This window comes from Pseudomonas sp. zfem004, assembly GCF_032621715.1.
GTDB classification, from domain to species: Bacteria; Pseudomonadota; Gammaproteobacteria; order Pseudomonadales; family Pseudomonadaceae; genus Aquipseudomonas; species Aquipseudomonas sichuanensis.
The window spans coordinates 119,340-132,492 of the sequence record NZ_JAVYJF010000018.1 but is presented as its reverse complement, the minus strand read 5'-3'; the positions used below and the strand labels follow the sequence as shown (position 1 = coordinate 132,492).

Here is a 13,153-nt window from a genome sequence, read left to right as displayed (position 1 = left end):
TAGACATCCAGGCTTATCTGATGCGCTACAACCTCAAGCGCCTCCACAGCTACAACGGCTATGAAACGCCAGTAGCCATGGAGGAAAAGCTCAAGGCAGCGGCATAAACCTTAACCGGTGTCCAAAATTACTTGACCAGTTCAGCTCGGGGTTGCGTGGGAGCGGCGGTGCGCCGATGCGACTTGCCCCGCGATAGCGTCAGCCCAGGCGACATAAGACCTACGACCTAGTGGAACGCCCGGCGCTCCATCTGCGACATCTGCACCTGAATCAACGCCGACTCGAGCAGCACACGCAGGGCCTCGATCTCATGCATCAAAGCCATGATCAGAACTGACGCGGGCGGCTTGGGCGGGACCGAAATGGCCTGTTGCGCCACAGCCTGTGCGCACAAGGCGTATTCCGCGGCCTGGAGGAGGGTGTCTTCGAGAGAGTGATGGTTGTGGGGTGGATCGGGGACAATCTTCAACATGACCTTATTCCTTTAAAAGGGCGGTCACCTGACTGCTGTCAAACAGAAGGGTGGCAGCTGTACGTGGGTTGACAGACCGGCGGAATAAGCAAAGTTCCGGCGCACGCAAGCGTGCCCGCACGTACAGCCACCATTGAAGGCTAGCCGTAGGCTTAATACCGTCGCGACCTGTCAAAGTCGATCGCTGAACTCAGCGACTCGCCGAGACTAGGGGCCTGCCAGGGCGACCGCAACGGAAAAAAGGCGGCAAGAGTATGTTTGGGAAATGGACTACAAGTAAGGGCTTTAATCTGATTCTTGGTGACGGATAGCAAAGTCAGCAGTTGCAGATATTGCATTGATATTGGCCGGCCCGTTACACGCGATTCCTGTGGGAGCGGCTTTAGCCGCGAAACAAGCGACGCGGTGACTGGCACCGGCTACGCCGGTGTTCGCGGCTAAAGCCGCTCCCACAGGGACTGCGCCAGCTATTTAGATTTTGAGCAGGACCGTGGTTCTTGAAAGGGGCCAGCTTCAGGCAACCGACGTCGTCCCCAAAAACGCCGCCTCCAACAACTGCCGCGTATACCTATGCTTGGGCTCATGAAAGATGGCCTGCGCATCCCCTTGCTCCACCACCTGCCCATGCTTGATCACCATCAACTGATGACTCAACGCTTTCACCACCGCCAGGTCGTGACTGATAAACAGGTACGTCAGGTTGTACTTAACCTGCAATTTCCGCAAAAGCTCCACCACCTGCCGCTGCACCGTCCGGTCCAGCGCCGACGTCGGCTCATCCAACAGAATCAAAGCAGGCTTCAACACCAACGCCCGAGCAATCGCGATCCGCTGCCGCTGCCCACCGGAGAACTCATGGGGATACCGATGCCGCGTCCGCGGATCCAGCCCCACTTCTTCCAGCGCCGCCACAATCGCCGCTTCCTGCTCGGCCGGCGTGCCGATCTTGTGAATCCGCAATCCCTCGCCAACGATATCCGCCACGCACATGCGCGGGCTCAGGCTGCCGAAGGGGTCCTGGAACACCACCTGCATTTCCCGCCGCAGCGGCCGCACTTCCTTCTGGTTCAACCCTTCCAGGTTCTGCCCATGGAAGCGAATGCCGCCCTGGCTGGAAATCAACCGCAAGATGGCCAAGCCCAGAGTGGACTTGCCGGACCCACTCTCGCCAACAATGCCCAGGGTCTGGCCCTGGGGCAGGCTGAAGTTCACCCCATCCACGGCCTTCACATGGTCCACGGTGCGGCGCAGCAGCCCCTTCTTGATCGGGAACCACACCTTCAAATCCTTCACCTCCAGCAACGGCGCCCCTTCGGCGTTCGCTGCCGGCGCGCCGCTGGGTTCGGCATTGATCAGCATCTGCGTATACGGATGCTGTGGCTTGCTGAACAGCGTGGCGCAATCGGCCTGTTCGACGATCTTGCCGCACTGCATCACGCACACGCGGTTGGCGATGCGGCGCACCAGGTTGAGGTCGTGGCTGATCAGCAACAGGGCCATGCCCAGGCGCGCCTGCAGCTCCTTGAGCAAGTCGAGGATCTTCAACTGCACGGTCACGTCGAGCGCCGTGGTGGGCTCGTCGGCAATCAGCAGTTCGGGTTCGTTGGCCAGGGCCATGGCGATCATCACGCGCTGGCGCTGGCCGCCGGACAGCTCGTGGGGCAGGGCCTTCAAGCGCTTGCGCGGTTCGGGGATGCCGACCAGTTCCAGCAGCTCCAGGGTGCGCGCAGTGGCCTGCTTGCCGGTGAGGCCTTTGTGCAGCAGGAGGATTTCGTTGATCTGCTTTTCGATGCTGTGCAGCGGGTTCAGCGAGGTCATCGGCTCCTGGAAGATCATCGCGATACGGTCGCCGCGGATGCGCTGCATGGGTTTTTCGCCCAGGTGCAGAAGGTCCTTGCCGTCGTACTGGATGCTGCCGGACGGGTGCCGGGCCAGGGGGTAGGGCAGCAGGCGCAGGATCGAGTGGGCGGTGACCGACTTGCCCGAGCCGCTCTCGCCCACCAGGGCCAGGGTTTCGCCTTTGCGGATGTCGAAGCTGATGCCGTCGACCACACGGTTGACCTGGTCGCCGGTAACGAACTCCACGGCCAGGTCGCGCACTTCGATCAGGGTGTCTTGGCTCATGTCATTTCCTTGGGTCGAAGGCATCGCGGGCGGACTCGCCGATAAATACCAGCAGGCTCAGCATCACCGCCAGCACGGCGAAGGCGCTGATGCCCAGCCACGGCGCTTGCAGGTTGGACTTGCCCTGGGCCACCAGCTCGCCCAGCGACGGCGAGCCGGCGGGCAGGCCGAAGCCGAGGAAGTCGAGGGCGGTGAGGGTGCCGATGGCGCCGGTGAGGATGAACGGCATGAAGGTCATGGTCGAGATCATGGCGTTGGGCAGGATGTGCCGGTACATGATCGGGCCGTTGCGCATCCCCAGGGCGCGGGCGGCGCGCACGTACTCGAGGTTGCGGCCGCGCAGGAACTCGGCGCGCACCACGTCCACCAGGCTCATCCACGAGAACAGCAGCATGATGCCCAGCAGCCACCAGAAGTTGGGCTGCACGAAGCTGGCCAGGATGATAAGCAGGTACAGCACCGGCAAGCCGGACCAGATCTCCAGGAAGCGCTGGCCGGCCAGGTCGACCCAGCCGCCATAGAAGCCCTGCAGGGCGCCGGCGATGACGCCGACGATGGAACTGGCCAGGGTCAGGGTCAGGGCGAACAGCACCGAGATGCGGAAGCCGTAGATCACCCGGGCCAGCACGTCGCGGCCCTGGTCGTCGGTGCCCAGCAGGTTGTCGGCCGAGGGCGGCGCGGGGGCGGGCACCTTGAGGTCGTAGTTGATGCTCTGGTAGCTGAACGGGATCGGCGCCCACAGCACGAAGGCGTCTTTCTTGGCCAGCAGCTCGCGGATGTACGGGCTCTTGTAGTTGGCCTCCAGCGGGAACTCGCCGCCGAAGGTGGTCTCGGGGTAGCGTTTGAAGGCGGGGAAGTACCACTGCCCGTCGTAGCGCACCGCCACCGGCTTGTCGTTGGCGATCAGCTCGGCGCCCAGGCTCAGGCCGAACAGCACCACGAAGATCCACAGCGACCACCAGCCGCGGCGGTTGGCCTTGAAGCGCTCGAAGCGCCGGCGGTTGAGGGGGGAGAGGGCCATGTCAGTGCTCCCGGCTGGCAAAGTCGATACGCGGATCGACCAGGGTGTAGGTGAGGTCGCCGATCAGCTTCACCAACAGCCCCAGCAGGGTGAAGATGAACAGGGTGCCGAACACCACCGGGTAGTCGCGGTTGATCGCCGCTTCGAAGCTCATCAGGCCCAGGCCGTCGAGGCTGAAGATCACCTCGATCAACAGCGAGCCGGTGAAAAAGATGCCGATGAACGCCGAAGGGAAGCCGGCGATCACCAGCAGCATGGCGTTGCGGAACACGTGGCCGTACAGCACGCGGGTGCGGCTCAGGCCCTTGGCCTTGGCGGTGACCACGTACTGCTTGTTGATCTCGTCGAGGAAGCTGTTCTTGGTCAGCAGGGTCATGGTGGCGAAGTTGCCGATCACCAGCGCGGTGATGGGCAGCACCAGGTGCCAGAAGTAGTCCAGCACCTTGCCGGTGGTGGACAGCTCGTCGAAGTTGTTGGAGGTAAGGCCGCGCAGCGGGAACCAGTCGAAGTAGCTGCCGCCGGCGAACAGCACGATCAGCAGGATGGCGAACAGGAACGCAGGGATGGCGTAGCCGACGACGATGGCCGAGCTGGTCCACACGTCGAAATGGCTGCCGTGGCGCACGGCCTTGGCGATCCCCAGCGGGATCGACACCAGGTACATGATCAGCGTGCTCCACAGGCCCAGGGAGATCGACACGGGCATCTTCTCGATGATCAGGTCGATGACCTTGGCGTCGCGGAAGAAGCTGTTGCCGAAGTCGAGCTGGGCGTAATTCTTGACCATGATCCACAGCCGTTCGGGGGCGGACTTGTCGAAGCCGTACATGCGCTCGATCTCGGCGATCAGGGCCGGGTCCAGGCCTTGCGCGCCGCGGTAGTTGGAGCCGGCCACCGACACTTCGGCACCGCCGCCGGCGATGCGGCTGGTGGCGCCTTCGAAGCCTTCGAGCTTGGCGATCATCTGCTCGACCGGGCCGCCGGGGGCGGCCTGGACGATGATGAAGTTGATGATCAGGATGCCGAACAGGGTGGGGATGATCAGCAGCAGGCGGCGCAGGATATAGGCCAGCATGTCATTGGGCCTCTTGTGCCGGGGCGTCGGTCACCGCGGGGGTGACGCCTGGCTTGATCCACCAGGTGTCGATGCCGATGTCGTACTTGGGTGGCACCTGCGGGTGGCCGATGTGGTTCCAGTAGGCCACGCGCCAGGTCTTGATGTGCCAGTTGGGGATCACGTAGTAACCCCACAGCAATACGCGGTCGAGGGCGCGGGTGTGGTCGATCAGGCTCTGGCGCGAATCGGCGTTGATCAACTGCTCCACCAGCTGGTCGATGGCCGGGTCGCGCAGGCCGATGAAGTTGCGGCTGCCGGGGTTGTCGGCGGCGGCGCTGGACCAGTACTCGCGCTGCTCGTTGCCGGGCGAATTGGATTGCGAGAAACCGCCGACGATCATGTCGTAGTCGCGCGAGCGCAGGCGGTTGATGTATTGCGAAACGTCGACGCGGCGGATGTTCAGCTCGATGCCGAGGTCGGCGAGGTTGCGCTTGAACGGCAGCAGGATGCGCTCGAACTGGGTCTGGGCCAGCAGGAACTCGATGACCAGCGGCTTGCCGTCCTTGTCGACCATCTTGTCGTCGACGATTTTCCAGCCGGCCTCCTGCAGCAGCTTGTAGGCCTGGCGCTGCTGCTCGCGGATCATGCCGCTGCCGTCGGTGACGGGGTTGTGGAAGGCCTCGCTGAACACCTGATCGGGGACTTTGCCGCGCAGCGGTTCGAGGATTTTCAGTTCGGCCGGGGAGGGCAGGCCCTGGGCGGCCATGTCCGAGTTCTCGAAGTAGCTGCCGGTGCGCAGGTAGGCGCCGTTGAACAGCTGCTTGTTGGTCCACTCGAAGTCCAGCAGCAGGCTCAGCGCCTGGCGCACCCGCACATCCTGGAACACCGGCTTGCGCAGGTTGAAGATGAAGCCCTGCATGCCGACGGGGGTGCCGTTGGGCAGCTCTTCCTTGATCAGCCGGCCATCACGCACCGCGGGCACGTCGTAGGCGGTGGCCCAGTTCTTCGCACTGACTTCCAGGCCGTAGTCGAACTGGCCGGCCTTGAGCGCTTCGAGGGCGACGGTGTTGTCGCGGTAGGAGTCGAAGGTCATCACGTCGAAGTTGTAGAAGCCGCGGTTGATCGGCAGGTCCTTGGCCCAGTAGTCCTTGACCCGCTCGTAGCGGATCGAGCGGCCGGCCTTCACGTCGGCGACCTTGTAGGGGCCGCTGCCCAGGGGGATTTCCAGGTTGCCGCGGTTGAAGTCGCGGTTTTCGTACCAGTGCTTGGGCAGCACCGGCAGCTGGCCGAGGATCAGCGGCAGCTCGCGGTTGTTGGTGTGCTTGAACTTGAACAGCACCTTGAGCGGGTCTTCGGCAACCACCTCGGCGACATCACCGTAGTACTGGCGGTACAGCGGCGCGCCGTCCTTGATCAGGGCGTTGAAGGTGAACACCACGTCTTCGGCGCGCATCGGGTGGCCGTCGTGGAAGCGCGCTTCGGGGCGCAGGTAGAAGCGCACCCAGCTGTTGTCGGGGGCTTTTTCGATCTTGCCGGCCACCAGGCCGTACTCGGTGAAGGGTTCGTCCAGGCTCTGGCGCATCAGGGTGTCGTAGATGCTGCCGACGTTGTCGGCGGGCACGCCCTTGTTGATGAACGGGTTGAGGCTGTCGAAGCCGCCGAAGCTGGACTGGCGGAACGTGCCGCCCTTGGGCGCATCCGGGTTGACGAAGTCGAAATGCTTGAAGTTGGCCGGGTATTTCGGCGCTTCGCCATACAGGGTCAGGGCGTGTTGCGGGGCGGCCATGGCCGGGAGCGTGAGGCAGGCCAGCAGCAGGCTGCAGGCCAGGCGCAGGGTCGGGGTCATTTGGCTTTCTCCGAAGTCTTCTTGATCCACCAGCTGTTCAGCCCGAGGGTGTAGGGCGGTGTGGTGACGAAGGCCAGCCGGTTGCGGTAGGCCAGGCGATGGTTGTCCAGGTACCAGTTGGGGATCATGTAGTACTGCCATGAGAGCACGCGGTCCAGGGCCCGGGCGGCGGCGATCTGGTCATCGCGGGTGCGGGCGGCGAGCAGGGTGTCGAGCAGGTGGTCGACCACCGGGTCCTTCACGCCAGCATAGTTCTTGCTGCCCTTGGTCGCGGCCTGGCTTGAGTGGAAGTACAGCCACTGTTCGAGGCCGGGGCTCAGGGTCTGGTTCAGGGTCATCAGGATCATGTCGAAATCGAACTGGTCGAGCCGTTGTTTGTACTGGGCGCGGTCGACGGTGCGCAAGCGCGCATCGATGCCGATGCTGGCCAGATTTTCGACATAAGGTTGCAGGATACGTTCGAGGTTCGGGTTCACCAGCAGCAGTTCCATGCGCAGCTGCTGGCCCTTGCTGTTCACCAGGCGCTGGCCGTTGAGCTTCCAGCCGGCCTGGGCGAACAGATCGAGGGCCTGGCGCAGGGTCTGGCGGCTGATGCCGCGACCATCGGTGTGGCTGACCTGGTAGGGCTCGGTGAACAGCTTTTCCGGCAGTTGGTCGCGGAACGGCTTGAGCAGCAGCCATTCCTTGCCGGTGGGCAGGCCGCTGGCGGCGAACTCGCTGTTGGGGTAATAGCTGGTGGCGCGGCGGTAGGCGCTGCTGAACAGCGCACGGTTGGTCCACTCGAAGTCCAGCATCAGGCCCAGCGCCTGGCGTACCCGCGGGTCGGCAAACGTGGCGCGGCGGCTGTTCATGAACAGGCCCTGGGTTTGCGTGGGGATCTGGTGCGGGATCTGCGCCTTGATCACCTGGCCCCGGCGCACGGCGGGGAAGTTGTAGCCGTTGGCCCAGTTCTTGGCCTGGTGCTCGATATAGATGTCGAACTCGCCGGCCTTGAACGCTTCGAAGGCCACGGTGGCGTCGCGGTAGAACTCGTATTCGACGCGCTTGAAGTTGTACTTGCCGCGGTTGACCGCCAGGTCCTTGCCCCAGTAGTCCTTCACCCGCTCGAACACCAGGCGCCGGCCAGGCTGCACCTCGGTGATGCGGTACGGGCCGCTGCCCAGTGGTGGCTCGAAGGTGGTGGCCTTGAAATCGCGGTTTTGCCAGTAATGCTTGGGCAGCACCGGCATCTCGCCCAGGCGCAGGATCAGCAACGGGTTGCCGGCGCGCTTGAACACGAAGCGGATGCGCAAAGGGCCGAGGATGTCGACGCGCTGCACTTCCTGCAGGTTGGTGCGATAGATCGGGTGGCCATCCTTGAGCAGGGTGCGGTAGCTGAAGGCGACATCGGCCGAGGTGATCGGCGTGCCGTCATGGAAGTGGGCCTCGGGGCGCAGGTTGAACACCACCCAGCTGCGGTCCTCGCTGTACTCGACGCTGCGGGCGATCAGGCCGTAGCTTGACGTGGGTTCGTCGCCGGAGGGGTCGTACATGCCGGTGCCGACCATCAGTGGCTCGTTGAGCTCGCTGATGCCGTATTGCAGGAAGTTGGGCGTGGTGACCGGGCTCGAGCCCTTGAAGGTATAGGGGTTGAGCGTGTCGAAGGTGCCGAATGCCATGGCCCGCAAGGTGCCGCCTTTAGGGGCTTGCGGGTTGACCCAGTCGAAGTGGGTGAAGGTGGCCGGGTACTTGAGCGTGCCGAACTGCGCGTATCCGTGGCTTTCGCTCACCATCGCGACGGCGGGGAAGCTCAAGGCCAGGCTGAGGGACAGCAGGAGGGGACGTATCAAGTCGGCATCCGATCCAGAAGGCGTTGGGCTTTGGTCGGGGTACAGTAACAGCTTGTCTTGGCAGGAAAAAGGGTCGTCCTTGGAGCAAATGAAGTCCCCTGTGGGAGCGGGTTTACCCGCGAACACCGGCCAAGCCGGTGCCAGGCACCGCAGAGCCTTCTTCGCGGGTAAACCCGCTCCCACAGGGTGGGGCGCTGGCTTCGACGTTGTGGTTCAACGCGCCAGGTAAACGGTCAGCGTTTGCCCAGGCTTGAGCGCGTGGCCGCTGCGCGGGTTCCAGCGCTTGAGGTGCTGCATTTCGACATTGAAGCGCTTGGCCACCAGGTAGTACGAGTCGCCCTTGCGCACCTTGTACTGGGTGGAGCGCTGCTTCGAGTCGGCTACCCGGTTGGCGGCGGCGCTCGGTGCGCTGCCACCACGCAGGGCCAATACCTGGCCGACCTTGAGGCTGTTGCCGCGCAACTTGTTCCAGCCCTGCAGCTGCTTGACCGATACCCGGTTGGCCTTGGCGATGCTGGCCAGGTTGTCACCGCGCTTGACCCGGTAGCTGCGCGCCGCCGGCGCCTTGGCCTCGGCCAGGGCCGCATTGAACACGGCCTTGTTCGGCTGCAGGCTGACCAGTTCCTCGGGCTTGAGGTTGGACATGCGATCCGTCAGCAACTGCGCTTTGGCGGTGGGCACCAGCAGTTGCTTGGGGCCGTCCACGGTCATGCGTTTCTTGAACGCCGGGTTGAGCTGGATCAGCTCGTCCTCGTCGATGTCGGCGAAGGCGGCGACCCGCGACAGGTCGAGGCGCTCGCTGATGGCGACGGCTTCGAAGTAGGGTTCGTTGGCAATCGGGTTGAGGTTGACGCCATAGGCTTGCGGGGTGTTGACCACCTGCGACAGGGCCAGCAGCTTGGGCACGTAGTCGCGGGTTTCCTGCGGCAGCGGCAGGTTCCAGTAGTCGGTGGGCAGGCCAAGGCGTTCGTTGCGCTCGATGGCGCGGCTGACGGTGCCTTCGCCGGCGTTGTAGGCCGCCAGGGCCAGCAGCCAGTCGCCGTTGAACATGTCGTGCAGGCGGTTCAGGTAATCCAGCGCGGCGTTGGTCGATGCGGTGATGTCGCGGCGGCCATCGTAGAAGTTGGTCTGGCGCAGGTTGAAGTGGCGCCCGGTGGACGGGATGAACTGCCACATGCCGGCGGCGTGCGCGCGGGAGTAGGCCATCGGGTTGTAGGCGCTCTCGATGGCCGGAAGCAGGGCCAGCTCCAGCGGCATGTCACGCTCTTCAAGACGCTCGACGATGTAGTGCAGGTAGAGGCTGCCACGCTCGCCGGCGTTCTCGAGGAACGACGGGTTGCTGGCGAACCACAGGCGCTGCTGCTCGATGCGCGGGTTGACGTCGACGTTGTCCTGCAGGGCGAAGCCCTGGCGCATGCGCTCCCAGACGTCCTGCGGGGCTTGCTCCTTCGGCTTGACCAGCACCGGGGCGGGCTTGTGCTTGATCCGCGCCTGGTAATTGTGCGCGCGAACGCTGTCGGATTCGTCGAGCTGACGGGTGCTCTGGCAGCCGACCAGGGTGGCGGCCAGCGCCAGTGCACTGATCTGGGCCAGTCGCGTCAGGGCGACCGAATGAGAGGTTCTGCGGCTAGTGGAAGGCATCGGCTGGGACAGTTATCCGGGCAAAAAAGTTCGGCGATTCTAGAAACCGGTCCCGGCCGGGTCAACCTTTGTACCTGTATCGCGATATATCTTAGGGTTATCAGAACACGTCCTTCCAAGACCTCAAGGCAGCAAAAACAGTGGCTTGGGTGGGGTTTGAAAGACCCTTCCATTCGTCTGCTTTTTCTTTAACGGATGTTTCAGCGGTGCGCAAAAACGGGTTGGTCTGGCGCTCCAGGCCGATGGTCGAGGGCAAGCTGATGCGATTGTCGGCGCGCAGCCGGGTAACGTCTTCGAACCGCTGCAGAACCTGCGCGTTGTGCGGTTCTACGGCGCGGGCGAAGCGCAGGTTGCTCAGGGTGTATTCGTGGGTGCAGTACACCTGGGTGGCAGCGGGCAGGGCGGCCAGGCGCTGCAATGAATGGTGCATCTGCTCGGGGGTGCCTTCGAACAGGCGGCCACAACCGGCGGCGAACAGGGTGTCGCCACAGAACAGTAGCGGCGTGGCCGGTTGCGCAGTGTAATAGGCGATGTGCCCAAGGGTGTGGCCGGGCATGGCCAGCACCTCGAAGTCGAGCCCCAGCACCTGCACGCGGGCGTTGTCTTCCAGGGCCAGGTCGCGGGCCGGGATGCGTTCGTGGGCAGGGCCGCAGACGCGGGCGCCAGTGGCCTTTTTCAGCGCTTCGACGCCGCCGACGTGGTCGTGATGGTGGTGGGTGACGAGGATATCCGTCAGTACCCAGCCTGGGTGGGCGTCGAGCCAGGCCTGCACCGGCCCGGCATCACCGGGGTCGACCACCGCGCAACGGCGATTGGCAGTATCCTGTAACAACCAGATGTAGTTGTCGGAGAAAGCGGGTAGGGCATCGATCTGTATCATGGTGCGGATCCGTATCGCCAAGCCTGGACATTGAAGGCATCTTAGCCGCGATGGCGTGGCCGGAGAACCTTCGAGGGAGAACGCAATGACCGACCAAGCCTTCGCCCAGGCCGACCCCGAGTGGGTTGAGCTGATCAGCCTGGCCCGCGAGTGGTTCAACGGGCCGCTCGGGCAATTGATGCTCGAGGAAGAACAGAAACTGCTCGAACAGGAGCTTGGCCGCTTCTTCGGCGGCTATCTGGTGCATTACGGCCCGGGTGCCGACGCCCCACCCAACGCCCCGCAGGTGCAACGCAACGTGCGCCTGGGCGCGCCGCTGCCAGGGGTCGAGATCGTCTGCGAGGAACAGGCCTGGCCGTTGTCGGAGCACGCCGCCGACGTGGTGGTGCTGCAGCATGGCCTGGACTTCAGCCTGTCGCCCCATGGCCTGCTGCGCGAAGCGGCCAGTGCGGTGCGCCCGGGCGGCCACTTGCTGATCGTCGGTATCAACCCCTGGAGCAGCTGGGGCATGCGCCATTTCTTCAGCCACGGCGCCTTGCGCAAGGCGCGCTGCATCCCACCGTCGCGGGTTGGCGACTGGCTCAACCTGCTGGGCTTCGCGCTGGAGAAACGCCGTTTCGGGTGCTATCGTCCGCCGCTTGCCTCGGCGGCCTGGCAGCAACGCCTGGCTGGCTGGGAGCGCATCGCCGGTGGCTGGCAGACGGCCGGTGGCGGTGTCTACCTGCTGGTGGCACGCAAGATCATGGTCGGCCTGCGGCCACTGCGTCAGGAGCGCCGCGAGCCCATGGGCAAGCTTTTGCCGCTGCCGCTGGCCAAGGTCAACCGTAACGCCAGCAACCCCGATATCGAAAAGCATTGAAGATGAGTGGTACATGAGCGAAAGCGAAATCGTCGAGATCTACACCGATGGTGCCTGCAAAGGCAACCCTGGCCCGGGCGGCTGGGGCGTGCTGATGGTGTTCAAGGGCGTCGAGAAGGAGTTGTGGGGCGGCGAGCGCGAAACCACCAACAACCGCATGGAGCTGATGGCCGCGATCGAAGGGTTGAAGGCGCTCAAGCGTGAATGCGCAGTGGTGCTGACCACCGACTCGCAGTACGTGATGAAGGGCATCAACGAATGGATGGTCAACTGGAAGAAGCGTGGCTGGAAGACAGCCGCGAAGGAACCGGTGAAGAACGCCGACCTGTGGATGGCCCTCGATGAGCAGGTCAACCGCCACAAGGTGACCTGGAAGTGGGTGCGCGGGCACATCGGCCACCCGGGCAACGAGCGGGCCGACCAGCTGGCCAACCGCGGCGTCGAAGAGCTGCGCGCCAAGCGCTAATGTCCTTGGGGCTGCTGTGCAGCCCTTCGCGGCTAAAGCCGCTCCCACATGATCTACGCGGTCCTACAGGCGAAGGGCCGCAAAGCGGCCCTGAGTCCGGTATACTCCCGCCCTGAATTCAAGCACCGCATGTTGGAGTCCCCCGCGTGGAGCAGCAGCAAGACAAACGGTTCATCATCCTCGACACCGAAACCACGGGTATGCCAGTGGCCGACGGCCACCGCATCATCGAGATCGGTTGTGTCGAGGTTGTGGGCCGACGCCTGACCGGGCGGCATTTCCACGTCTACCTGCAGCCCGACCGCGAAAGCGACGAGGGCGCCATCAACGTCCACGGCATCACCGATGCCTTCCTGGTCGGCAAGCCGCGTTTCGCCGATGTGGCCGAGGAGTTCTTCGACTTCATCCAGGGCGCCACCCTGGTCATCCACAACGCGGCGTTCGACGTTGGCTTCATCAACAACGAATTCGCCTTGCTGGGCCAGCACGACCGCGCCGATATCTCGCAACACTGCCCGATCCTCGACACCCTGATGATGGCGCGCTCGCGCCACCCGGGGCAGCGCAACAGCCTGGATGCCCTGTGCAAACGCTACGGCATCGACAACTCCGGCCGCGATCTGCACGGCGCACTGCTCGACTCGGAACTGCTGGCCGACGTCTACCTGGCGATGACCGGTGGGCAGACCAGCCTGTCGCTGGCCGGTGACGCTGCCGGCGATGAAGAGGGGCAAGGCAGTACCGGCAGCGAGATCCGCCGGATTGTCGGGCGCGCACCGGGGCGGGTGATCTTGCCCACCGAAGAAGAGCTGGCAGCCCATGCCGAGCGCCTGGCGGCGGTCGCCAAGTCGGCGGGTGGGCCGGCGATGTGGCAGGTGTTGACCGAGCCAGCGGCAGACTGAGTCAAAATCATCGCGGGGCAAGCCCGCTCCCACGTGGGAGCGGGCTTGCCCCGCGA

11 protein-coding genes are annotated in these 13,153 nt (G+C 64.0%); 3 read left to right on the top strand and 8 right to left on the bottom strand.

Annotated elements, in window-relative coordinates; all coding sequences use genetic code 11:
* Positions 1–226 precede the first annotated feature (226 nt).
* From RTH46_RS19575 to gloB, 8 genes are all read right to left on the bottom strand, one after another.
* The gene (locus RTH46_RS19575) at positions 227–472 is read right to left on the bottom strand and encodes a hypothetical protein (protein ID WP_153786635.1); all 246 of its coding nucleotides are present in this window, start codon (positions 470–472) and stop codon (positions 227–229) included.
* A 513-nt stretch (positions 473–985) separates the two neighbouring features.
* The gene (locus RTH46_RS19570; RefSeq protein ID WP_153786636.1) at positions 986–2,596 is read right to left on the bottom strand and encodes an ABC transporter ATP-binding protein; all 1,611 of its coding nucleotides are present in this window, start codon (positions 2,594–2,596) and stop codon (positions 986–988) included.
* Between the two features lies 1 nt (position 2,597).
* Positions 2,598–3,617, bottom strand: coding sequence for an ABC transporter permease (locus RTH46_RS19565; protein ID WP_110994549.1), 1,020 nt, complete (start codon positions 3,615–3,617; stop codon positions 2,598–2,600).
* Position 3,618: 1 nt separating this feature from the next.
* Complete coding sequence (locus RTH46_RS19560; protein ID WP_125464850.1) at positions 3,619–4,692, bottom strand: microcin C ABC transporter permease YejB; 1,074 nt, start codon at positions 4,690–4,692, stop codon at positions 3,619–3,621.
* Position 4,693: 1 nt separating this feature from the next.
* Positions 4,694–6,520, bottom strand: coding sequence for an extracellular solute-binding protein (locus RTH46_RS19555; RefSeq protein ID WP_316906391.1), 1,827 nt, complete (start codon positions 6,518–6,520; stop codon positions 4,694–4,696).
* Entirely contained in the window at positions 6,517–8,349 is a 1,833-nt protein-coding gene (locus tag RTH46_RS19550) for an extracellular solute-binding protein (protein WP_316906390.1), read from the bottom strand. Before RTH46_RS19550 ends, RTH46_RS19555 begins: the two co-directional genes overlap by 4 nt.
* A gap of 213 nt (positions 8,350–8,562) precedes the next feature.
* Positions 8,563–9,990, bottom strand: a complete 1,428-nt coding sequence (locus RTH46_RS19545) for a lytic transglycosylase domain-containing protein (RefSeq protein ID WP_153786639.1) — start codon at positions 9,988–9,990, stop codon at positions 8,563–8,565.
* Positions 9,991–10,090: 100 nt separating this feature from the next.
* Positions 10,091–10,870 carry a hydroxyacylglutathione hydrolase gene (gene gloB, locus RTH46_RS19540; protein WP_316906389.1) on the bottom strand — a complete coding sequence of 260 codons (780 nt, stop codon included), beginning with the start codon at positions 10,868–10,870 and terminating at the stop codon, positions 10,091–10,093.
* Positions 10,871–10,955: 85 nt separating this feature from the next.
* On the opposite strand from gloB, the gene RTH46_RS19535 reads away from it, so the two are divergent.
* The 3 genes from RTH46_RS19535 (at position 10,956) to dnaQ (ending at position 13,097) form a co-directional block, all read left to right on the top strand.
* Entirely contained in the window at positions 10,956–11,729 is a 774-nt protein-coding gene (locus RTH46_RS19535) for a class I SAM-dependent methyltransferase (RefSeq protein WP_125464846.1), read from the top strand.
* Positions 11,730–11,742: 13 nt separating this feature from the next.
* Positions 11,743–12,195 carry a ribonuclease HI gene (rnhA, locus tag RTH46_RS19530; RefSeq protein ID WP_125464845.1) on the top strand — a complete coding sequence of 151 codons (453 nt, stop codon included), beginning with the start codon at positions 11,743–11,745 and terminating at the stop codon, positions 12,193–12,195.
* A 146-nt stretch (positions 12,196–12,341) separates the two neighbouring features.
* Positions 12,342–13,097 carry a DNA polymerase III subunit epsilon gene (gene dnaQ, locus RTH46_RS19525; RefSeq protein ID WP_316906388.1) on the top strand — a complete coding sequence of 252 codons (756 nt, stop codon included), beginning with the start codon at positions 12,342–12,344 and terminating at the stop codon, positions 13,095–13,097.
* The last annotated feature ends 56 nt before the right edge of the window (positions 13,098–13,153 follow it).